Consider the following 21,901-nt stretch of genomic DNA (forward strand, 5'->3'; position numbering starts at 1 on the left):
TCCTTGTTGTTTCTGAAATAGAAATCGTCCAGCGCGCGTCAAGACCGCGACGACGCCCGTTCGCGGATCGCCTCGAAGTCCGCAGGCACCGGGTGCAGCGCCAGGCGCGGCCCCGCCTTGGCGATCTGGCTCGGGATGTCATGGCCGATGAGGGCCGGCAGGCGCTGCGCAGCGGCAACCAGCGCGCCCAGGTCCACCCCCGTGTCGTAGCCCATGGGCTGCAGCGCGTGCACGATTTCCTCGCTGCACACATTGCCGCTGGCGCCCGGTGCATACGGGCAGCCGCCCAAACCGCCCAGCGAGGCATCGAACCGGTCTGCACCCGCATCAATGGCCGCCAGCACGTTGGCCAGGCCCATGCCGCGTGTGTTGTGAAAGTGCAGGGTGAACTCCACACCCGGCCAGCGCGCGCGGGCCGACGCCGTGATCTGGTGCACCTGCGTGGGGTAGGCCATGCCCGTGGTGTCGCACAGCGTGATGCCGCGCACGCCCAGGTCGGCAAAGCGCTGCACCCAGCCGAACACATCGGCCTGGGGCACGTCACCTTCCATGGGGCAGCCAAATACGCAGGAGAGTGACACGTTGACGGCCACCTGAGCCGCCTGCGCCAGGGCCACCACCTGCGCCAGCGCCGCGAACGACTGTTCCTGCGCCATGCGCAGGTTGGCCAGGTTGTGCGTGGCGCTGACCGACATGACGAGGTTCAGCTCGTCCGTGCGCGACTCGATGGCGCGCTCAGCGCCGCGCAGGTTGGGCACCAGCGCGGTGTAAACAGTGCCAGGGCGGCGCGTGATCTCGCGCATCACGATCTCGGCGTCTTTCAGCGCCGGGATGGCCGTGGGCGAGGTGAACGAGGTCACCTCGATCTTGGACAGGCCAGCCGCCGACAGCGCATTGCACAGCGCGATCTTGTCCTCGGTGGGCACAAAGGCCTGCTCCATCTGCAGGCCGTCGCGCAGGCCGACTTCCTGCAGGTGGATGCGGCGGCCCGCGCCTTGCCATACGGTGTTGCGCTGCTCGCTCATTGAATGACTCCTTTGCTGCGCAGCAGCGCAATCTGTTCATGCGACAAGCCCGCCTCGGCCAGCACGGCATCGGTGTCATCGCCCAGGTGCGGCGCGCTGCTGCGGATGGTGCCGGGCGTGGCCGAGAGCTTGGGCACGATGCCGGGCACCTGCACCGTGTAGCCGTCGCGCGTCTGCTGGGTCAACAGCATGTCGCGGGCGCGGTAATGCGGGTCTTCGGCGATGTCCTTGGCGGTGTAGACCTTGCCGGCGGGCACGCGCGCAGCGGCAAGCGCATCCAGCACCTGCTGCACGCTGCGTTGCGCGCTCCAGGCGCCAATGGCGGCGTCGAGTTCCTGCACCCGCGCCACGCGGCCCGCGTTGTCGGCCAGATCCGGCGCGGCGCCCAGGTCGGGGCGGCCAATGGTGTCCATCAGCCGCTTGAAAATGCTGTCGCCATTGCCGGCAATCAGCACCCAGCCGTCCTGGCAGGGGTAGGCGTTGGACGGCGCAATGCCGGGCAGCGCGCTGCCGGCGGCCTCGCGCACCACGCCGAAGGCGCTGTATTCGGGGATCAGGCTTTCCATCACGTTGAACACGGCCTCGTGCAGTGCCACGTCGATCACCTGGCCTTGGCCGCCGTTGACCTTGCGGTGGTACAGCGCCGTCAGCACGCCGATGGTGCCGTGCAGCGCGGCCAGCGTGTCGCCAATCGACACACCCACCCGCACCGGCACGCGGCCAGGCTCACCCGTCAGGTGGCGCAGGCCGCCCATGGCCTCGCCGATGGCACCAAAGCCCGGCAGGTCGCGGTACGGCCCGGTCTGGCCATAGCCCGAAATGCGCAGCATCACCAGGCCGGGGTTGAGCGCGTGCAGTTCTTCGGGCGACATGCCCCAGGCTTCGAGCGTGCCGGGGCGGAAGTTCTCGACCAGCACATCGGCCTCGGCAATCAGCTGGCGGGCGATGGCCTGGCCCTCTTTTTTGCGCAGGTCCAGCGCCACCGAGCGCTTGTTGCGCGACTGCACCTGCCACCACACCGAGGTGCCTTCCTTGATCAGGCGCCAGTTGCGCAGCGGGTCGCCCGTCTGCGGTGCCTCGATCTTGATGACGTCAGCACCAAACTCGCCCAGCGTCTTGCCGCAAAACGGGCCGGCAATGAGCTGGCCCATTTCGACCACGCGCACGCCAGCGAGCGCGGCGGGGGAAGGAAGTGATTGCGAGGAATCCATGCAGTGCTGTCTCCGCAGGCATGCCGCCTGAGTTGTTTCGGCCCGCATCATGCGCATGCCCGCCCCGGCCGCAAAACGCTGATGCGCGAAGCTGCCATCGCAAAGCGGCATGGCGGGGTACGATCACCTCCCCATGAAGCTCGACCCCGTCTCCCTGCGCCTGTTTGTTGCCGTGATGGAAGAAAGCACCATCACCGCCGCCGCCGCGCGCGAACACCTGGCCGCATCGGCCGTGAGCCGCCGCCTGGCCGACCTGGAGGCCGCGCTGCAGGTGGCGCTGTTCACCCGCAGCAACCGGGGCACCGAGCCCACCGCGGCAGCGTTTGCGCTGCTGAACCTGGCGCGCGGCGTGCTCAACGACCTCGACGGCATTGCCAGCCAGATGCGCGAATACGGCACCGGCGTGCGCGGCCATGTGCGCGTGGTGGCCAACATTTCGGCCATCACGCAGTTTTTGCCTGGCGAGCTGCAAAGCTTTCTGGCGCTGCACCCGCAGGTCGATGTGCGCCTGCAGGAACAGATCAGCACATCAATAGCCCAGTCGGTGGCCGAAAACGCGGCCGATGTGGGCATCCTGAACAACGGCAACTATGGCGACCGCATCACGCTGCTGCCGTACCGCAGCGACGAACTGGTGCTGGTGGTGCCCACCGGCCATGCGCTGGCCCGGCGCAAGGCGGTGCGCCTGGCCGAGGCCCTGCCCTTTGACTTTGTCGGCATGCACCCGGGCAGCGCCGTCAACAACCAGCTCATGCGCGCCGCCGCCGAGGCGGATTTGCCGCTCAAGCTACGCATCCAGGTCACGAGCTACGACGCCCTGTGCCTGATGGTGGCCGCCGGCCTGGGCATTGGCGTGATGCCGCGCGGCAGCGCCGCGCTCTACCGCGGCACGCTGGCCATCCGGGCCATCACGCTGAACGAGCCCTGGGCGCAGCGCCGGCTGGTGCTGTGCGTGCGCGCCGACGAATCCCTGTCCAGCGTCGCGCGGCTGCTGGTGGACCACCTGCGCAACCCGCCAAGCACTACCGCCACGCCATGACCCAGCCCTTCGCCACCCTGCAATGGGATGTTTTCTGCCGCGTGATCGACAACTTTGGCGACATCGGCGTGTGCTGGCGCCTGGCCACGCAACTGGCCGCGCAAGGCCAGCAGGTGCGCCTGTGGACGGACGACGCCTCGGCCCTGCAGTGGATGGCGCCGCAGGGCTGCCCGGGTGTGGAGCTGCGCGCCTGGGGCGCGCCACCGCCCGGCCCCGAGGAACCTGCACCCGATGTGATGCTGGAGGCATTCGGTTGTGATATCGCTCCTGAATTCATAGCTTATAGCGCTTTCCAGGAAAGCGTTAGAGGCCAAAATCACCCAAAACCCATCTGGATCAACCTGGAATACCTGTCGGCTGAAAGCTATGTGGAGCGCAACCACCGGCTGCCGTCGCCCATCCTGTCCGGCCCCGCTGCAGGCTGGACGCGCTGGTTCTTCTACCCGGGCTTCACCCCCGCCACCGGCGGGCTGCTGCGCGAGAACGACCTGATAGCGCGCCGCGAAGCGTTTGACCGCACCGCCTGGCGGGCCGCACACGCGGCGGCGTTCGGCCTGGGCGATGGCGCGCCGGGGCAGCGCTGGGTGTCGCTGTTCTGCTACGAGCCCACCGCCCTGCCCCAGCTCCTGCAGCGAATGCAGGAGCAACCCACGCACTTGCTGGTCACCCCCGGCCGCCCGACGGCGGCGGTGTTGGCGGCCTTGGCAGAAGATATGGGTCCAATCACCCCCAAGCGCTTGTCCGATCAGCGCGAGCAGCTATCCATTTCATACCTCCCCCACCGCCCGCAGCCTGCGTTTGACGAAATGCTCTGGGCCTGCGACTTCAACGCCGTGCGTGGCGAGGACTCGCTGGTGCGGGCGCTGTGGGCCGGGCAGGCGCTGGTCTGGCAGATCTATCCGCAGCACGACAACGCGCACCACGACAAGCTCTGGGCCTTTCTGGACTGGCTGCAGGCCCCGGCTTCGCTGCGACGGTTTCACGCCACCTGGAACGGGCTGGACGCCGCGCCGCTGCAATGGCCCGACGACGACACCCTGGCCGAATGGACTGCGTGCGTTGAAGCCGCCCGTGCACGCCTACTGACGCAGGACAATCTCGTTGCACAACTTTTAAGCTTTGTCGCCGAAAAACGGTAAAATACAGGGCTTTGCGCAAAACAGGTGCGGCGCGTCAGTGCCCCCATCCCGCGCATTCCCGCCGCGGAACATGCATCGGCACGGCGCGCCTTCTGTCCCTGAAGGCCACCAGCCCCTGCGTTGAGCGGCCCCAACCCAAGCAACCTGCTATGAAAATCGCTCAAGAAATCCGCGCCGGCAACGTCATCATGCACGGCAAGGACCCCATGGTCGTCCTCAAGACCGAATACGCCCGCGGCGGCCGCGGCGCTGCCACCGTGCGCATGAAGCTCAAGAGCCTGATCGGCAACTTCGGCACCGAAAACGTGTTCAAGGCCGACGACAAGATCGACAACGTGATCCTGGACAAGAAGGAGTGCACCTACTCCTACTTCGCCGACCCCATGTATGTCTGCATGGACACCGAATTCAACCAGTACGAAGTCGAAGCCGAAAACATGGGCGACGCACTGAACTACCTGGAAGACGGCATGACCGTGGAAGTGGTGTTCTACGACGGCAAGGCCATCTCGGTCGAACTGCCCACCAGCGTCGAGCGCGAAATCACCTGGACGGAACCCGCCGTCAAGGGCGATACCTCCGGCAAGGTGCTCAAGCCCGCCAAGATCGCCACCGGCTTCGAAGTGCCCGTGCCGCTGTTCGTCAGCCAGGGCGACAAGATCGAAATCGACACCCGCACCGGCGAATACCGCAAGCGCGTGTAATCGTGCCGCGCACAGCAAAAAGGCTTCCCTCGGGAAGCCTTTTTTGTGTCTTTTTAGCCTATAGCGCCCGTCCAGAAAGCGCCTTCAGCTATTTATTCAATAGCAATCTCAGCCCATCAGATCGGCTGCGCCACCAGGTCGTGCCCGCGCACGCCCACAATGCGCGCCTTGGTGAACTCGCCCACCTTCATGGTCTTGCTGATCTTCTCGGGCGGCAGCAGCTGCACGGTGCCGTCGATCTCGGGTGCGTCGGCATAGGTGCGGCCCACACCGCCTTTGCGGCCCAGGCCGGGGGCTGAATCGACCAGCACCTGCATGGTGGCGCCCACGCGGCGCTGCAGCCTGGCGATCGACACTTCTTCGGCCACGGCCATGAAGCGGGCGCGGCGCTCTTCGCGCACTTCCAGGGGCAGCATGCCGGGCAGCTCGTTGGCCACCGCGCCGGTCACGTCGCTGTAGGCAAAGCAGCCGGCACGGTCGATCTGCGCCTCGCGCACAAAGTCGAGCAGGTGCTGGAACTCTTCTTCGGTCTCGCCCGGAAAACCGGCGATGAAGGTGCTGCGGATCACGATCTCGGGGCAGGCCTCGCGCCAGCGCTGGATGCGCTCCAGGTTGCGCTCACCGCTGGCGGGGCGCTTCATGCGCTTGAGCACATCGGGGTGGCTGTGCTGGAAGGGCACGTCCAGGTAGGGCAGCACGCGGCCCGTGGCCATGAGCGGGATCACATCGTCCACGCTCGGGTACGGGTACACATAGTGCAAGCGCACCCAGGCACCATAAGGCTCGGCAATCTCGCCCAGCGTCTGCACCAGTTCCAGCATGCGCGTCTTGACGGGCTTGCCATCCCAGAAACCGGTGCGGTATTTCACATCCACGCCATAGGCCGAGGTGTCCTGGCTGATCACCAGCAGCTCTTTCACGCCGCCTTCAAACAAAGCCTTGGCTTCGCTGAGCACATCGCCAATGGGGCGCGACACCAGGTCGCCACGCATCGAGGGGATGATGCAGAAGGTGCAGCGGTGGTTGCAGCCTTCGCTGATCTTGAGGTAGGCATAGTGCTTGGGCGTGAGCTTGATGCCCGCCACGCCAAAGCTGCCCGGCACCAGGTCGAGAAACGGATCGTGCGGCTTGGGCAGGTTCAGGTGCACGGCGTCCATCACCTCTTGCGTGGCATGCGGGCCGGTCACAGCCAGCACGCTGGGGTGCATCTGCCGCACCATATTGCCACCGCCCTCGCCCGCGCGTGCGCCCAGGCAGCCGGTGACGATGACCTTGCCGTTCTCGGCCAGCGCCTCGCCAATGGTGTCCAGGCTTTCTTTCACGGCGTCGTCAATGAAGCCGCAGGTGTTGACGATGACCAGGTCCGCGCCCTCAAAGGTCTTGGAGGTCTCGTAGCCCTCGGCGCTCAGTTGCGTGAGGATGAGTTCAGAGTCCGTCAGGGCCTTGGGGCAACCGAGGCTGACGAATCCGACTTTGGGTGTTTTGGTGGGGGAGAGTGCTTCGCTCATATCCCCGTATTGTCCCAGTTCCGGCGCCCAAGGGGGTTGGGCGGCCGGATTTGGCCCTGTTCAGCGCTTCACCCCAAAGGCGCTCAGCATCTGCTCGGTCTGCTTTTGCATCTGCTCCTGCATCTGGTTGAGCATCGACTGCGACTGCTCCACGTAGCTGCCCATCATGCCCTTGAGCATGGGCGACTGCAGACTCATGAACTGCGCCCACATTTCCGGCGTGACGTTTTGCGACTGCTCGACCAGCTTCGCCTGCACATCGGTGAAGACCTGCACGTTCTTCTCCAGATATGCCCCCATGAAACCCTGCATGGCGTGACCGTAAAAGCGGATGATGTTCGCCAGCACCGCCTCGGTGAACATGGGTGCGCCGCCGGCCTCTTCTTCCAGAATGATCTGCAGCAGAATGCTGCGCGTGAGGTCCTCTCCCGTCTTGGCATCGCGCACCACCACGTTCTGGTGGGCCATGACGAGCTGGCGCACTTCGGCCAGGGTGATGTAGGTGGAGGTATCCGTGTCGTACAGGCGGCGATTCGGGTATTTCTTGATCACGCGCTGCGCTGTCTTGGCGGCGGTGGCGCTGTTCTGGTCGGGCAAGACGGACTCCTCGGGCTCGACGCCCATTTATTGCAGTGCAGCAGATTCTAGAGAGTGAGAGCCCCCTGCCCGGCAAAGGATTACCCTGATGGCCACCAGAGAGCGATTCCCGCAGCCCTGGCCTCATGGCAGCAGCGGTGCGCGAATCGCGCCAACCGGCATGGCCTGCTGCCCAGCCTGCGGCTTCCATCGGACTGGCTTACCAGGCGCCTCAGCGCGGCGGCCTGCGGTCTTGGGTGTCATCGGTATCTTTGCGGACATCGTCTGCATTGTCCGCGCCCTCTGGATTGGCCAGCTCGCCAGCCGCGCCGCCGCCGAGCGCTCCGACCACAGCGCCCAGCGTGCCGCCGACCAAGATGCCGACCGGACCCGCCACCGCGGCGCCAACAGCGGCACCCGCAGCCGAACCCGCCACGACACCGCCCCCGATGAGGGTGGACTTTGACTCCCGCTCAGCTTCCTCGGGATTGAGGGCCACCTGGGCTGCGGGGGTTGGATCCTGGGATGGCACACCATGCCCCGGAACGGCCTGCTCGGCAAGGTCTGGGTCAACCGGCTTGACGCCGGTCGACTGAATAGTGGATGAGTTCATGTGCGCTCCTTGGGAAGTTGACGCGCAGGCAAGCGAAATGCTCGCTGCACCACCGTTGTAAATCCCACGCCACGCCGTTCGCGTGGGCCAGGAGACTGTGGCGCCGTCAGACAACATCCCGCCACTGCCACGCCAACCTGGACACAGGCCACTGCGTGCTCGCCAGAGCGGGTGCCAGCCGGTTTTCAGCCGGCGCCCAACAGCGCAAGAACGTGTTCACGATCCAAGGCCTGGTAATTGCGACACCAATAAAAAAAGCCTTCCAAGTCATATACTTGGAAGGCTTTTACCAATGGTTAGTTGGTAGGCGCGATTGGACTCGAACCAACGACCCCCACCATGTCAAGGTGACGATGGTAGCCTCGCAGCCCGCGTGCAGCCTTGATTTGAGCACGACTATGACATCTAACTATGACAGCCGCTGCGGTTTTTCCAAGAACAGTGGCAGACTGGCACACAACCTCGCCGCCTGAAGGAACCCTATGGAAGCCATCAAGATCGCCCGCTTCGCCCTCTTCGTCCTGTGGATCGCCCTGGGCGGGTACGTGCTCTACGCCACCGCGTCGCACCCTGGGCTGGTCATCGGCATCACTGCCGCTGCGGCGCTGGGCCCGTACCTGCGCCCCTGGCCGCTCGGCGCCGCGCTCACCTGGGCCGGTGCCTGCCTCATGGCCCTGCTCTACACCGGCGACGGAGGGTTCCTGGAGCTGGGCGTGTTCGGCACGCCGGTGGTGCTGGCCGTCGGCTGCATCGCCAATATGGTGCCGTGGAAAAGGACCTGACCATGTATGCCAACTTTCTGCTCGGCAACCTACGCGTCACTGAGGCGGCGAAGATCAAGCTCAAGCGCTTGCCGCTGGACCTGATCGCACGACACGCCATCAATGACCACGGCAACATCACGCCGCGCGAAGCCAAGCGCAACGAGGTGGCAATGAAGCGCACCGGCACCATCCTGTCGCGCTACCTCATCGACCCTACCGACCCTTCACAGGGCTCGGTCGTGGTCATCACCCACGAGACCTGGGACGACACAGTCGTCCAGCTCGAAGACGAACCAGAGGACGACCAATGACCACTTTCTTCGCCATCGCCCGCCTGCTGCGCGCAGCCTACAAAGCACTCCGCGCTGCCGTCGGCATCCTGCTCGTCGCGCACGGCACGTACCAGTGGGCCAAGAAGAAACGCGCGGCCGCCAGGGCTGCATGACTCTTTTCTATCCCTTGTATTCTTATACTTATATTTACTTTCTTTCGAGAAAATAAAATATTTATATAAGTAGTAGATAGAAGAAATAACCTATACAGAGTTTACGGAACAGACCGTAATGAAAGAAGAGCGCCGAGGCGCTCTTTTCTTTTTGACTCAGGTTTTATGGGGCGCGGGGTTCAGCGCAACGCCGCCGCGTACAGCCCGTGCGCGGGCAGCGCCTTGATCGTCGTCTCGCTCAGCGGGTCGCGCATCGCGTCGATCATCTGCTCTACGCCCGGCCCTGCCAGCGAGAACATGTCCTCGCCCGCGTCCACGCCGATCTGTCCGGCCCCCAGCAGCCCCGCACGCTGCACGCCGTGCATCATCCAGTCGCCCGCGTCGTAGCCCTTCATGTACGCAGGCAACTCGCCGCCGCCCTGGATCAGCCCCTTGGTGATGTCCGCTGCGATCATGGTCGGGATGTACCAGACGAACGCGCCCATGGGGGCGAGATTGCCGTGGTTCATTTCCTTCACTGCGCGCTTGAGGATGGTCTGGTGGAAGCTGTAGCTGAACTGCTTGAGGTGGAAGAACATGCTGTAGTGCGGGTCGCTGCCCCACGCTGGGCGCTGCGCTGCGTTGGGCGTCAGGATGGCGCCTTCGACCCAGCGGTTGATCGCGTAGTGAACCGCGTCGATCTCGCGCTCGGCCTGGGACTTGCCCATGCCCTTCTGCTGCATCAGTACGCTCTTGTCGGTGATGAGCTTGCCTTCGGTGTCCAGCGGGATGTTCTTCGGGTCCAGCCCCAGCTCTTCCAGCCAGCGCGTGCTGTGGACCTTGTCTGCACCGCCAGCATGGCGCTCGATGAAAGCCACCGCGCTCTTCACCCCGGCCACGCGCATGCCGCGGTTCCAGGCTTCCATGCCGTTGAGCTTGAACATCGTGTCGTTGATGGTCTTGGCGCCGCGCTCCATGTACACCGACGAATACTCGTCGCTCACGTGGTGGGCGAACAGCGCCGCGTCCACCGCCCCGACGTGCTCGGCCAGCTTCTCCCACTGGTCGGCTTGGCGCTCCTTGGGCTCCTCGCGGAACATGTCGCCCCAGTTGCTCGTGACCTCCTTCATGCCGCGCAGGAATGCGTCGTAGGCCTCCTTCATCGTCGCGCCCCGGGCCACCATGCCCAGAGGGTCGACGAACGAGGCGAACAGGCTCAGGGGCAGCAGGCGCACGTTCTGGTAGACCGTCATCCAGCTGTTGAGTTTGCGCACCGTGGGCGACACATCCTTGCCCAGCGTGCCCTCCATTGCGCCCACGGCCTCGGCCACGTCGCGGTACTGGCGGGACACCCACTTGGCGCGGGCGGCGTCGTCCTTGAACTCCTTGCGCTGCAGCTTGGCCATCGACAGCTCGGTCAGCTCGCCCTGGATTTCCATCAGCTTGGCCTCCAGGGCTTCGCCGTCAGCGCCGAAGCGGTCGGTGTATTCCGCCGCCCGCACGCCCTGATGGAAGTAGCGGCTCAGCGTGGCCACGAGGTTCTTCTCGAGGAACGGCTGGACGTGCTCACCGGACAGCCACGCCAAAGTGCGATTTTCTTTGCTGGCGAAGAACGGGGCCAGCACGCCGTCTTGGCGCTGGGCGTCGAGCTTGTCGTTCACGCCTTCGCGGTCCACCAGCGCGCGCCAGATGCGCTCTGCCACTTGCTCCTTGGAAAGCTTGCCCTTGCTGCCCTGGGCACCCTGCTCGAGCACGGCGTCGTAGTGGGTGGCGAGCATCTGCACAAACTGGTCTTTTTTCTCGTGCAGCAGGTGGGTGTTCCACACGCGGGGGAAGTATTTGTCCCCGGCGTGGCCCAGCTCCAGCCCGCGCTCGTCGCTCATGTATTTGTAGAAGCGCTGCAGCAGGCCACGGATCTTGCCTACAGCCTCGCGGTGCGGAGCGTACGGGATGTCCGCCAGCTCGGCCTCGTCCTGCAGCAGCTTGGCTACCTCGGTCAGGTCGCGGTCGCTCAGCCCCCGGATGGCCTGGGCGAAGGTGTTGTTGTAGCGGGCGGCCACACGGCGGCGGGCGTTCAGGTAGCCCTCAGCCTCTTTGCCTGCGTCCTCGTCGCCTGGGTTCGTGAAGAACTCCTTGGCCAGGGCCTGAGCGGCCTTGCTCTCACTGGTCGCCAGCACGGTCTCAGATGGCATGGTTTTTGCCGCCAGCCACTGGGTCAGGCCATCCATGCTGCGCCGGGCCTTCAAAACACCTGTACCTTCATCCAGTACCCGGGCAATGACCTTGCCGGCGGCGCTCGGCTCGGCCAGCTGACCCCCGTGGAAGGCCTCAAACAGGGCTACAGCGCGCTCGGAGTCCTTGACCAAGCCCAGCACACGCCGGAAGAACTTGCGCACCTTCTGGAGCAGCGTGCGGGGCTTGCCCATGGGCAGGTCCAGCTTGCCGGCGGCCCAGAACTGATAGATGTAGGCCAGCCGCTCCTCGCCGCTCTTGAGCTGGTCGATCGCCGCAGGGTGCCCGGCCAGCAGCGCAGCCACGCGGGCCAGGATCTTGTCGTTCTCGGCCAGGCTGCGCAGGACGTCCAGCGCGCGGGGGTCATTCTTCACGAACTTGCTGAAAAACCCGTGCAGCGCCTCGTGGTAGGCCGTGTGCAGGACGCCTGGGGCAGCGGTGGTGCTGATCTGGATCGCCTGCTCGGTGTCGAGCCACTCGCCCGCATAGCCGGTGATGTCCTTGAACTCGACCTTGATCTGCGGCCCCAGCACCTTGCGGATGTAGGCTACGGCCTCATCCATCTCGGCCTGGGTGGCGACGCGGGCGTTGCCGCCCTGGCGGTTGAAGTGAACGTAGTTCGTGGTGATCTTGCTGTCGTCGTAGATCACGTAGTTCGGCGTCTTGCCGTCGCGCCCGTTGGATGCGGCGTACTCATGGCCCAGGATGCCCAGGCTCTGGAGGTAGTCGGACGCAGCGGCTTGGGAGCCGAGTTCGTCGGTGAGCTGCCCGTAAAGCTCACGCCCTGTTGGTGAGGCCACTAGTGTCAGCCCCTGCCCCGCCAGCGCTTGTCGCGCACCGTTTTTTGCCTCTGCCTCCGTCACAAAGTACCCGACCACCTTGCCGTCGTGGCGCACCAGAAATCGGTCTCCCTCCCCACGGAGATACGCCGGGTCGATCCGCACAGAGGACCCATCGGATACACCGGCTATGAGCGCGGCCATGTCATCATTGCCCCACGGGTCGTTTGGAACCACACCCTCCAGTCGCTTCTGCACGTAGCTGCTCTGCCCCGACAGCGGCTTGTCCCAGTTCAGCAGCTGCGCCTTCATGGCGTTGACGGAGACGTGATAGGTGGGGGCCTTCGGGCTGAGCGATTCTTCTCGCGCAGCCATCAACTTACTCAGCTCATGCGCTCGCTGCACGAGCGCCTGCTTGTCGGGCCCTACCGCGCCGCGGACCCGTCCCTTGATGTCATTGAACTCTGCGTTCATGTCACGGAGCTGCGGGTCGTTGAGGTACGCCTCACCACGCACTTTCTCCGTCATCATCTTCTTGTAGAAGTTGTGGACTTTGTCGCCGGTCGACAGGTATGTGCCCGCGCCGAACGCAGCGTTGCCCTCACCCTTGCCGGTGTGCTCGCGCCAGTTGAACTTGCCCTCGTGGCGGATGGGCGAGTCGTGCGTGGCAGCGAACCCGCCGCGCTCGAGGTCGTTGTGGATCTCGGACGACATGGCGCTCAGCTTGCGCGCGCCGGTGTCAGACCAGTCAGCCGCCCCACTGGGCTTCGGTTGGGATTTTGGGGCTCCGGCTGCCGCCACCTCCGGGGCAGCCGGAGAGGCCTTCTGCAGCAGCTTCGCGTAGTTGGCCAGGTTCACCTTGTCGACCGAGGCGGCGGGGGCCATGGCCTTGGTGAGCGCAACTTTCTGGTTCTCCTTCAGCTTGTCGGCCAGCAGGATGATCTTGGCAGCCTCACCGCGCAATGCGGTCAGCTTCTTAGCTTCTGCTGGGCCCAGGTCGAGCTTGCTGATGGTGTCAGCGTTCAGCGCGTAGGCCAGCGGCATCACGTAGTGCTGGCCGCCCACCGCGGAGGTCTCGCGGGCTTTCTTGTCGGCGATGAACTCGGGGCGCTGGGCGCTGCGCAGGCGGGACTCGATCATCGCCACACCGGCCGCGAAGTCCTTGTTCAGCGTACGGGCGATTTCAGCCCCGCGCTCGGGGGCCTTGGCCATGGCCGACATCTTGTTCTCGGGGCCGACGGCCACGTCGGCGGCTTTCTTGGTGGTGCGGAACTGCTGATCGGCGAACTCGTCGGGCACCGCGCCGGCCTTCTGCCTGGGGAAGAAGTCCAGCGGCGCGGCGTCATCGCCGTCAGTCTTGGCTTCCTCCGAGCGCGCGTCGCCGAACTGCTCGCCGCTCTTCTTCAGGCCCAAACCCTTGAGAAATTCGCGGCGCTCCTTAGCGGTGTTCAGGGCAGCGAACTGCCCCTCTTCCTCGGCAGTCATCGTCTGCCCCTGCGCGCGGCTGGCGGCGGGTTCAGGCTCCAGGCCTTCCAGCGGGTCCGCCACGAAGAACTCTTCGTTGCGTGCCTGGTCCTGGGCCACGTCTTCCTCGTTCGGCCCGAGCGGGTCTTCCACGCGGCCGCGTGCCTCGGCGCGCTGTGCCTTGCCCTTCATCATGGCGCCGTAGGTCGAGGTGACCAGGCGCAGGCTCGGGGGGATGCTCTTGGCGAACGACTCGTACTCGCCCTTGGCGTTGATGCGGGTGGGCATCTTCTCGACCACCGCCCCGCTGGTCGTCACCGCCGTGATGCCTTCCAGCAGGTCGTCCAGGTAAGCCTGGTTCTTGGCGCGGTTGGAGTTATCTTCCTTGGCGTCGGCCTTGGTCTCGTTGCGTGCGCGCTGAGCCCGCACCCAGTTCACCAGGGTGTCGGCGCGGACGTGCAGCCCGCGGTCCTTGTTCTTCAGCAGGTCCGATTGGAACGTGATGAGATTGGCCTCGTCGAGGACGGAGAACTGTTGGTCGCCCTGCCCCCGCGCGAACGCCACGGCCTTGGCTCCGTCGCGGCCCATGCTCAGCAACTCGGTCAGTTCGATGCGGTCGGGCACGGCGTCACTGAGCTGCTCGGCCACAGCGACGTAGCGTTCCTTGAAGTACGCCTCGGCGGCCTCGGCAATCTGTTTGCGATCTCCGGCAGACAGACGATATGCGGTCTTGCCTTCGCCCTCCTGGTCCATCGCGTCCAACACCGCGCGGTTGGCCTTGTTGGCCATGGCCGCCAGCGCCTTGCGCTCGGCATCAGACAGCCCCTCGTTGCCAGCGTCCTGGCGCAGGTAGTCGCGGTAGACCGACAGGATCTTGGCGGGCTGGAAGTTCAGGCCCTGCATGACCTCGAGCGCAGACTGCGCGCTCACGCGGTGGCCGGTCTTCTCGGTGGCGGCCTCCATGTCGGCGAGCTTCTTCTCGAGGGCGTTGCCGCCAGCGAACAGGGTGTCCGTCAGCTTGAACAGTCCAGGGCGTTTCACCGGCGCGCCGGCCAGCGGCTCCAGCCCTTCGGCCTTGCGCTGCAGGTTCTCGTCCTTGAAGGCCAGCGCCTCGGACGGAGACATTTTGCTGACGGGTGAGAACGGGTCACGGCGGTCGGTGCTGCCGCGCAGCGACTGGCCCGCGGTTTTGGCGAAGCCGTACACCTTGGGCCCGGAGCCCTTCTCGACTTTCTTCTCGCCGTCTTCACGCTCGCGCGCGTCGTAGTCAGCGCCTGCCCCGTACACCGTCGTCGGCGCAGGCAGCTCGTCGCCCACCAGCGCCAGCATCTGACCCACAGCCTCGGGGCCGAACTTCTGCTCCAGGGCTTTGCGCAGCTGGGGCGACTCGTGGCCGTTGGCCAGGCCCTCGATGGTGTCGAGCAGCCAGTGGCGGTTCAGCTTGCCGCCAGCGGCTTCGCTGCGCATGACCTCCTGCATGTCGGCAGCGGGCAGCATCGCCACCAGCTGGTTGGCCGTGGCGTTACGGACTTGCTCGGCCTGCTGCCGCCCAGAGAAGCTGCGCCCGTTGGCGATCTCGTTGCTCAGCTGCTCGAACATCTTGGCGGCCTTCGGGTCGGCCAGGGCCTGCAGTTGGCCCACCACGCCCTCGGCGCGTGCCCCCAGGGCAGTACGCAAGGTGTTGGCGATGCGGCCCACGGTCAGCGCGGCACCTGGGCCTTGTGGCCCGCCTTTGCTGGACAGGTGCGCGAGGTCGTAGCCAACGTCGCGCAACAGCCCAGTGACCTTGTTCATGCGCTGGGCGTCGAAGCCGCGAGCAGCCAACGCAGCCTGGGTCTCCGTCGCCAGCATCTCACCGAAAACCTCGCCCCGGCGCTTGACCTGGGATGCAGCCGGGCTGTTCTTGGCCCCCTGCACCACGCGCTCGGTGGCGGCGCGGCCGGTGCGTTCGAGCCAGGCCTCGTAGCCTTGGGCGGCGTAATCCCCACCCTGCGCATTCTTCTTGCGTGCTTCGGCGGACGCGCCGTCGAACACGGCCTTGCCGAACTTCATCGCGCCCTTGCCCACGGCGACGGCGCCCTTGCCCAGCGCGCTTGCGCCCTTCGAGGCCATCTCGCCCATGGCCGCAGCGGCGCGTTCGCCCCGGCTGGCCAGCTGCTCGATCTCGTTGGTCTCGAGGATGTGCTTCGACGCTTCCTGCGCCACTACCTCCTGTGCGACCGGGTCCTGCTCGTTCGCCAGGCGGTCAAAGAGCTCGGCAGCCCTCGGGTCGTTCTCGGCCATCTGGTCGAGCCGCTGCGCGATGAAGTTCATCCGCTTGCCCGTGTTCTCTGCGTTCCACGCGTCGTACTTCACAGGGTCTGCGGCCACGTCCTCAGGCGGCACCCCTTCGAGAATGTCGCGCTCTTCGGCCGAGACCTTGTAGCGCTGCACCAGATCGTCGGCGCCTTCGCGCACGGTGTCGGCCAGCTTGGTCAGGCTGATCTGGCCGTCGTCGCCGCGCGCGAGGTCGATCAGGTCACCAGCCTTCCGCTTGCCTGCGGCCACGACCTTGTCCACACCGCCCTGCAGCGCACTGCCTTCGTATTTCTCCTTGGCCAGGTCGACCAGCTCGCCGGTCTTGGTACCGACCATGTCTGCAGCCTGCCCCACGCGGCGGTAGCCTGCGTCGGCGTAGGCACCAGCGGCGATGAGCGGGCCGCCGCCTGCTGCGCCTCCGGCGGCTTCGTTCAGGCGGTCAGAGTTGTCACTGCCCGTGCCACGGTTCGGGTTGAGCTGGCCGAGCGCGTAGCGTCCGACTTCGCCCTGCCCCAGCTCCGTCGCACCTTCGCCGAGCATACCGAGCCCGGTCTTCGCCGCAGGGCCCATGCCTGCGCCCGCAGCCTTCATGCCGGCGCGCAACGCGCCGCCCGTGAGCTGGTGGCCGATGACGCCTGGGAGGACCGTATCCGCCAAGCCCGCCACACCGCCGACGACGTTCGCGGTCCGGTACAGGTCCTGCGGCGATGTGCGCGCCATGAGCTCCTGGTCCTGCATGGCGTCGTTGGCGAACTCGCCGGCCATCTGGCGCTGGTTGATGCCGAGCGCCGCCGCTGGTGCGCCGACGGTGCCGATGGCACGCCCCACCTTGCCTGCTGTGCCCGGCAGCATGCCGGCCACGCGGCCGATGCCGCCCAGCGCAGTGGCTGCGGCGACAGGCTCGGCCATCGAGGCCACGCCCTGCCCCACCTGGCCACCGAGCCAGTTCAGGCCGGTGCCGATACTGTCGATGTCTTCGACCCGCTGGACTTCTGGGGCCACCCGGGCCTGGGCTTGACCCAGGGCGTCGTTCTGCATGCGCAGGGTCTCGGCGCGCTGGATGTCGCCCGCAGCACGAGCGGCAAGTTCGTCGATACCCAGCGCATTGCGCTCGGAGCCGATGCGGCCGGCCTCCCAGCCGCCGCGCAGAGAGTTGGGTCGGGCGGCTTCGGCCTCAGCGGCCTGCCATTCGGCGGATGGGGCGTTATCGAGCCCGAACAGAGGGTCGCGGAGGGTTGCCATGTCGGAGCCTTATTTCTGTGGGCGTGCGCCGTTTTCTTGCAGGATGCGCAGCTGGGCTTCCGTGAGGGACCCCTGCGGCAGGTAGCGCTCTTGTCCGCCGCGCAGCGTGATGCGTTTGTCGCCCTTGCTGACGCCGGGGGTCGTCATCCCATCCCACCAGCCCACGTCGCCCACAACCGCACCGTTCATGTCCGGCAGTTGGCTGTAGGCTGGCGTCTGGTCGTCAATACCGAGTCTCTGGCCGATACCGTTGTTGCGCAGCGAGTTCATGCCCTGCACCATGCGGGTAGCTTCCACCACCTTGGTGCGGTTGGCCGCGCGCTGCTCAGCGCTCATGTTCTCCCAGCCGGGCACGATCTGGCTGGCAAGCTGGTGGGCCAGGGCCTCGCCGTTCTCGTCACGTTCGGGGCCGTTCTTCCCGTCACGGGTGAACATGTTCTCGAACGTGCTCCGCGCGTCCTTCACGTTGTTCTGGGTGCGCGTCTGGTCGGCCCCCGCCATGTCCTGGAACGACTTGGCTGCGTCAGTCAGCCCGGCGCCGGCCAGGGCCCGGGCCGTAGCGACAGGGTCGCCACCGCTGCGGCGGAACACTTCCCCCACCAACTGCTGCTGGCGCAGGCCGCGCTCCATCTCCATGCGCTTGGCGCCGAGCTGAGCGTCGGAGCTGTACATCTGGCCGCGCAGGGAGTTGTCGGAGCCGTAGCGCGACGCGTCGGCGGCGGTCTTGCTGCCGAACATGGACGCCTGGGCGTTGGTGCGGGAGACGGAGCCGGGGTCAGAGCCGGTTCGCGCGGCGGTGTCCATGGCCTGGGCGTTCTGGTATGCGCTCACGTCTGCGGCGGCTTTCGCCTTGTTGCCCCACTGCGACTGGCTGTCGTAGATGCTGCTGGCCGACGTGCGCAGGTTCTCAAGGTTTTTGCGCGACGCCCAGTCGTTGCCCGAGTGCAGGGTCTGCGGCATCGCCGGGACGCCAGAGCCACCGGCGAGTTGGCCGCTGAGCGCTGCGCCCTGGCTGCGCAGAGAGTCGGTTGCAGCGAGGTTATTCGCAGCAGCCATGTTCTGGGCGTTCGGGCCGCTACCCAGGCCCAGGCCGGCGCCGGGGGCGAAGCCGTTGACCGTGATGTCACCGCGCACATTCGTACCGCTGTATTCGTTGCCGTTGCGGGTGACGTTGCCGGGGTTAGCGTCGCTGCCGAACACGACTGTGTCCCCCACGGGCGAGCGCGCCGATTCGGGCGGACCGGCGAAGGCGTCTTCAGGGCGGGTGCGCGGGGTCGTGGCTGAGGCGGTGGTGGCTGCGCCTGGGGCTGTCTTGCGCAGGGTCGTCGGGGCGGCAGCGTCCAGCTGCATTTTGGCGTCGTCGTTCACGCCCCCCAACCCCGTATTCAGCGCGATCTGGTTGGCCCAGCCGCCGATGGTGTCTTTCGCGCCCTCGCTGAGGTTGTCGTAGATGGCGCCGCCGGCCGTCCTGGCTGTGTCCCAGGCGCCGCGCAGGCCGAGGTAGGCCCCCGCGACAGGTGCAGCGGGGGTGAACAGCGCCGCGCCGGCCACGGCGTCGGCGGCACCGACGCCTGCCTTCCAGGCGTCTCCTTCCTGGATGCCGTCGTAGGCGTTCTTCGCACCCATGACGCCCTGGACGGCGCCGCCAGCTTTACCCAGCCAGCCGGGCGCCCCAGGCGCCGTCATCCGCCCTGACTTGTGGGGGCTGTCGGCAGGGCCGCTGGCGAACTTCTTCCAGTCGTCGGCTGCGCCGAACCATTTCGAGGCGGTGCTGGGGGTATTGGCGGGAGGCGCGGTGCCTGTCGGGGCTGCGCTCGGGTTGCCCTGAAAGTAGCCCCGGGTGTCTTTGAGGGCCTGGGCCTTCGTTGCCCGCCCTTCGGGCGAGGCGTCGTACGCCGCAGCAGCGTCGGGGGGCAGCGGGGCAGTGGGGCGGGCGGACGGCCCCTCGGGCGCAGCCTGGGCAGCAGCGGACTGCACCGGGTCGATACGTTGTCGGGCGGCGTCCAGCAGGCTCTGGTTGGCCTGACTGCCCTGGAGGGGGTTAGGGTTGCCGCGCCAGAAGTCAGGGTCGGCGGAACCGCCGAACCCCTCGACGGCACGGAGGGTTACTTGAGCATTTCGTACACCTTGAGTATCGCCCCCACGGCTATGAAGAACGTGATTACTCTGCCCGTCCAGCCGCTGAAAATCCCGCCCTCCGGCATGTGCAGCCGGAAGCTCTTCATTTCGGGTTTCTTGTCCATATTCACCTCCACGTAGCCCACCATGGTAGCGCAACGCCTTCGCGTCCGCTTCTTCCACGGTCTTGCCACGCGCCGCCAGGGTCTCGGCGCGCAACCCCGACAGCTGCTCGCGCAGTCCGGGGTTGTCGTCGATCATGTCGTTGGAGACGACGAACTCGCCCGGCTCGTACTTGGCAGGGATCTTGTCGCCCCGGCCCGTGCCCGGCACATGACCGCCGTCCTGAAAGCGGATGCCCGCAGGGTTGTCGGGCGTGGCGTTGGGTGGTGGCGGAGGTGGGGGCGGCGCAGGCGCAGGGGCCGGGGCCGGGGGAGGGGCGTCTGCCTCGCGCAGGCGCTTGGCCGTTGCGCCCGGCCGCATGACGCTCTGCGCCCAACGGGTGATAAAGCTGCCGCCGTCAGCGAGTCGGAGAGAGGGTTGTGGGCGCTGGGCCATAGGTGTTCCTTTGTTGGAACACCTTCATGGCCGCGAGGCTCCGGTGAGATGCGGGGATTTTACCGCGTTAAGTGCGGGGCGACCTGTATGTACACCAGCACGCCGAGACCAACTACTCCAGCCAGGATCTTGAGGACGAGCCACCAGCGTGGCGTACCCTCGTCCGTGCCGCCCAGCCACTCTCCGGCCTTCTCCACCGGGTCGTTGAACTTCTTCATGTCCGTTCTCCTTGAGGCCCCCAGTCTACCCTATCGACGTTAGTGGCGAGACCGTGCCAGCCACTTCGCCGCCGTAGCTATAGCCCACACTCATGGACGCGCTGCCACTGATACCTGCATTGGCGTGCATCATTCCGTAGGCGCTGGAAGTGAGTTGCGCATAGACCTGCGTGCCTGCCTTTCGTACCGTCACTCCCAAGACGACCCGGCGGAGATCGAAGCGCTGGTGTTGACGATGTTGTAAGCGCTGGCAACCTGCTGGGCAAAGATCTGTGCGCCGGTCTTTGCCGCATCCAGTCGCGCACTGCTAGCATTCAGCGCGGCATCCATGTTGAGCTTTGCTGTCTGGATGCCGATGCTCTGCGCGCCCTCGTATTGCTTCACGTTGGATTCCCATACCCTGGCAGCCAGTTCAGCATGACTCGATGCAGCCATCGAGGCAATCTTGTAGCCATCCACCATCGCCGACGACTGGCGCGACAATGCCTCGATCCTGGCGGTCTCTGCGGAAACGCGAGCCCGGTACCCATCCCATTGGTTGGTATTGTGCTGACTCATCGCGGAGAACCGCGCGATGCCGACACGCGCCTTTTCGGCCTGGGCGCCAGCCTTTGCGCTGTACGCTTGTGTGAGCGCTTTGTAGCCTTCGACCTTTGACACCTCTGCGCTGATGGTGGCCTTGTACGCTTCAACCTTGGAAACCTCCGCATTGACGGTCGCCACAAAGGCGCGGATCTGCTCGCTGGCTGCCTGCAGCCTGCTTTGCTCAAGTTGCACCAGCGTGTTCGCCGCGCCGATCTGCGCCTTGTAGATTTCAACGTGCGCCATGGCGCCTTCGATTTGGGCCTTGTACTGCTGCACGGCGGAGTTGTTGATCTCAGCCTTGGTCTGCTCGCCTCGGAGCTGTGCCTTGTATATCTCGACCTTGGTCATCTCGGAGTCGATGACGGTCTTATAGGACGCTGCATATGCCTGGTACGACGCCAGCAAAGAACGGTGGTACTCCACCCCCGCGTTATAGACCTGCACAGCGTTCTCTGCGACGGCCTTCGCCGACTCAAACGCCAGCTGCTCGATTTTCATGGCGTGGTCCATCAGCTGCGCCTCCAACTGGATTCCGGCGGCGATGGTCTGCTTCAGATTCTCCTGTTCCAGATCGGCCTGCTTGATGGCGATGTCGCGCGACAGGCCGGACAGCTTGTCGTAGTAAGCGCGGCGCCCGTCTGACAATTGCGCGGCGAGCGTCCCTGCGGGCAGTGAAAAACCCATGGCTTCTGCGCTGCGCATGACTTCCGCCTCGCCTGCCAACGCAATCTGTGTTTCCCGGTCCCTGGCACGATCCCACAGCGCCTGCTCGACGGCTGCGTCCAAACCAGTTCCGCCGCGCAGGCGCTCGTTCAGCAGCGCCTGCATGTTCGCCAAGAACCCCGACGTGTAAGCCGCGCTGCGCTCGTAACGCAGCGGCACGGGCTGCATGAGGTTCAGCTCGGGGATGTCGTCCAGTTTTTCGAGCCAGTCCTCGTGCAGGTTCACGCCGCCGAAGGCCGGCGTTGCGATGACGAGGAACTGCGGCGTTTGTGGCAGCGTTATTTGTGGGGCGTCTGGCACGGACACGTCGCGCACCTGTGGGACCACCGGTGTGGAGCCGAACGACAAAGTCGGCGCTGCACCAAAGCTCAAGGTCGGCGCAACTGCCGTGAAATCGTCAACGGTTATGTCGTCGATGCCCGCCACCGAGGTGGTGGCCGGCTCAGTAGGTGCGTTGAATGATATTCCCGGCAGGGTCGGGGCGTCCGGTACTGTGATTGGGGTTGGCGGCGCAGGGGCGTTCCAGGTCACGCTGAGAGTCGGCGGGGCGTAGATGGTCGAGTTCAGCGCTTGTACAAATCCCGTGAGCTGCTGCTTTGCAGTATCTGCCATCGTGACCGAGCGGTTGTAGGCGTCCATCACGAGTTCTGCGGGCCCCCCTACTGTGGTAGTTACCATATG

15 protein-coding genes and 1 tRNA gene are annotated in these 21,901 nt (G+C 65.7%); 6 read left to right on the forward strand and 10 right to left on the reverse strand.

What is annotated here, in order from left to right; translation table 11 throughout:
* Positions 1-38: 38 nt before the first annotated feature.
* Entirely contained in the window at positions 39-1,025 is a 987-nt protein-coding gene (locus CCX87_RS10935; RefSeq protein WP_087746246.1) for a hydroxymethylglutaryl-CoA lyase, read from the reverse strand.
* Positions 1,022-2,236, reverse strand: coding sequence for a CaiB/BaiF CoA transferase family protein (locus CCX87_RS10940; protein ID WP_087748298.1), 1,215 nt, complete (start codon positions 2,234-2,236; stop codon positions 1,022-1,024). Before CCX87_RS10940 ends, CCX87_RS10935 begins: the two co-directional genes overlap by 4 nt.
* A gap of 133 nt (positions 2,237-2,369) precedes the next feature.
* Here CCX87_RS10940 and CCX87_RS10945 point away from each other — a divergent pair, with 133 nt between their 5' ends.
* From CCX87_RS10945 to efp, 3 genes are all read left to right on the forward strand, one after another.
* Positions 2,370-3,275: a LysR family transcriptional regulator gene (locus tag CCX87_RS10945; protein ID WP_087746248.1), complete on the forward strand. Its 906-nt coding sequence runs from the start codon at positions 2,370-2,372 to the stop codon at positions 3,273-3,275.
* Positions 3,272-4,414, forward strand: a complete 1,143-nt coding sequence (earP, locus tag CCX87_RS10950; protein ID WP_087746250.1) for an elongation factor P maturation arginine rhamnosyltransferase EarP — start codon at positions 3,272-3,274, stop codon at positions 4,412-4,414. The genes CCX87_RS10945 and earP overlap by 4 nt, the downstream gene beginning before the upstream one ends.
* Before the next feature lie 149 nt (positions 4,415-4,563).
* Positions 4,564-5,118, forward strand: a complete 555-nt coding sequence (gene efp, locus CCX87_RS10955; protein WP_087746252.1) for an elongation factor P — start codon at positions 4,564-4,566, stop codon at positions 5,116-5,118.
* Positions 5,119-5,234: 116 nt separating this feature from the next.
* Here efp and rimO read toward each other — a convergent pair whose 3' ends face one another.
* The 4 genes from rimO to CCX87_RS20845 form a co-directional block, all read right to left on the reverse strand.
* Entirely contained in the window at positions 5,235-6,626 is a 1,392-nt protein-coding gene (gene rimO / locus CCX87_RS10960; protein ID WP_087746255.1) for a 30S ribosomal protein S12 methylthiotransferase RimO, read from the reverse strand.
* Between the two features lie 60 nt (positions 6,627-6,686).
* Positions 6,687-7,250 (reverse strand): polyhydroxyalkanoate synthesis repressor PhaR, encoded by a 564-nt coding sequence (phaR, locus tag CCX87_RS10965; RefSeq protein WP_198314703.1) that lies wholly within the window; start codon positions 7,248-7,250, stop codon positions 6,687-6,689.
* Positions 7,251-7,434: 184 nt separating this feature from the next.
* Complete coding sequence (locus tag CCX87_RS10970) at positions 7,435-7,815, reverse strand: hypothetical protein (RefSeq protein WP_087746257.1); 381 nt, start codon at positions 7,813-7,815, stop codon at positions 7,435-7,437.
* A gap of 301 nt (positions 7,816-8,116) precedes the next feature.
* A tRNA-OTHER gene (locus tag CCX87_RS20845) sits at positions 8,117-8,186 on the reverse strand.
* Positions 8,187-8,297: 111 nt separating this feature from the next.
* On the opposite strand from CCX87_RS20845, the gene CCX87_RS10975 reads away from it, so the two are divergent.
* Genes CCX87_RS10975 through CCX87_RS20850 form a run of 3 tightly spaced genes read left to right on the forward strand, consistent with a single transcriptional unit; the run spans position 8,298 to position 9,024 of the window.
* A complete protein-coding gene (locus CCX87_RS10975) occupies positions 8,298-8,597 on the forward strand; it encodes a hypothetical protein (protein WP_087746258.1) in 300 nt (99 codons plus the stop codon).
* Positions 8,598-8,599: 2 nt separating this feature from the next.
* Positions 8,600-8,890, forward strand: a complete 291-nt coding sequence (locus CCX87_RS10980; RefSeq protein ID WP_087746260.1) for a hypothetical protein — start codon at positions 8,600-8,602, stop codon at positions 8,888-8,890.
* Positions 8,887-9,024 (forward strand): hypothetical protein, encoded by a 138-nt coding sequence (locus CCX87_RS20850; RefSeq protein WP_157667123.1) that lies wholly within the window; start codon positions 8,887-8,889, stop codon positions 9,022-9,024. Before CCX87_RS10980 ends, CCX87_RS20850 begins: the two co-directional genes overlap by 4 nt.
* A 179-nt stretch (positions 9,025-9,203) precedes the next feature.
* Here CCX87_RS20850 and CCX87_RS10985 read toward each other — a convergent pair whose 3' ends face one another.
* From CCX87_RS10985 to CCX87_RS10995, 4 genes are all read right to left on the reverse strand, one after another.
* Complete coding sequence (locus CCX87_RS10985; protein ID WP_087746262.1) at positions 9,204-17,018, reverse strand: hypothetical protein; 7,815 nt, start codon at positions 17,016-17,018, stop codon at positions 9,204-9,206.
* 9 nt (positions 17,019-17,027) lie between these two features.
* Positions 17,028-19,694: a hypothetical protein gene (locus tag CCX87_RS10990; RefSeq protein WP_157667124.1), complete on the reverse strand. Its 2,667-nt coding sequence runs from the start codon at positions 19,692-19,694 to the stop codon at positions 17,028-17,030.
* Between the two features lie 59 nt (positions 19,695-19,753).
* Entirely contained in the window at positions 19,754-19,912 is a 159-nt protein-coding gene (locus CCX87_RS20855; RefSeq protein WP_157667125.1) for a hypothetical protein, read from the reverse strand.
* Positions 19,913-20,101: 189 nt separating this feature from the next.
* On the reverse strand, positions 20,102-21,859 hold the full coding sequence (locus CCX87_RS10995; RefSeq protein ID WP_232476384.1) for a hypothetical protein: 1,758 nt from the start codon (positions 21,857-21,859) through the stop codon (positions 20,102-20,104).
* Positions 21,860-21,901: the final 42 nt, after the last annotated feature.

This window comes from Acidovorax sp. T1 (assembly GCF_002176815.1).
Taxonomy (GTDB): domain Bacteria; phylum Pseudomonadota; class Gammaproteobacteria; order Burkholderiales; family Burkholderiaceae_C; genus Acidovorax.

Coding starts and splice junctions, on each gene's coding strand:
- CCX87_RS10945 (WP_087746248.1), top strand. CDS start 2,370: ATGAAGCTCGACCCCGTCTCCCTGCGCCTGTTTGTTGCCGTGATGGAA.
- CCX87_RS20850 (WP_157667123.1), top strand. CDS start 8,887: ATGACCACTTTCTTCGCCATCGCCCGCCTGCTGCGCGCAGCCTACAAA.
- rimO (WP_087746255.1), bottom strand. CDS start 6,626: ATGAGCGAAGCACTCTCCCCCACCAAAACACCCAAAGTCGGATTCGTC.
- efp (WP_087746252.1), top strand. CDS start 4,564: ATGAAAATCGCTCAAGAAATCCGCGCCGGCAACGTCATCATGCACGGC.
- CCX87_RS10935 (WP_087746246.1), bottom strand. CDS start 1,025: ATGAGCGAGCAGCGCAACACCGTATGGCAAGGCGCGGGCCGCCGCATC.
- CCX87_RS20855 (WP_157667125.1), bottom strand. CDS start 19,912: ATGAAGAAGTTCAACGACCCGGTGGAGAAGGCCGGAGAGTGGCTGGGC.
- CCX87_RS10990 (WP_157667124.1), bottom strand. CDS start 19,694: ATGGCCCAGCGCCCACAACCCTCTCTCCGACTCGCTGACGGCGGCAGC.
- CCX87_RS10975 (WP_087746258.1), top strand. CDS start 8,298: ATGGAAGCCATCAAGATCGCCCGCTTCGCCCTCTTCGTCCTGTGGATC.
- CCX87_RS10980 (WP_087746260.1), top strand. CDS start 8,600: ATGTATGCCAACTTTCTGCTCGGCAACCTACGCGTCACTGAGGCGGCG.
- earP (WP_087746250.1), top strand. CDS start 3,272: ATGACCCAGCCCTTCGCCACCCTGCAATGGGATGTTTTCTGCCGCGTG.
- CCX87_RS10995 (WP_232476384.1), bottom strand. CDS start 21,859: ATGGACGCCTACAACCGCTCGGTCACGATGGCAGATACTGCAAAGCAG.
- CCX87_RS10970 (WP_087746257.1), bottom strand. CDS start 7,815: ATGAACTCATCCACTATTCAGTCGACCGGCGTCAAGCCGGTTGACCCA.
- CCX87_RS10985 (WP_087746262.1), bottom strand. CDS start 17,018: ATGGCAACCCTCCGCGACCCTCTGTTCGGGCTCGATAACGCCCCATCC.
- CCX87_RS10940 (WP_087748298.1), bottom strand. CDS start 2,236: ATGGATTCCTCGCAATCACTTCCTTCCCCCGCCGCGCTCGCTGGCGTG.
- phaR (WP_198314703.1), bottom strand. CDS start 7,250: ATGGGCGTCGAGCCCGAGGAGTCCGTCTTGCCCGACCAGAACAGCGCC.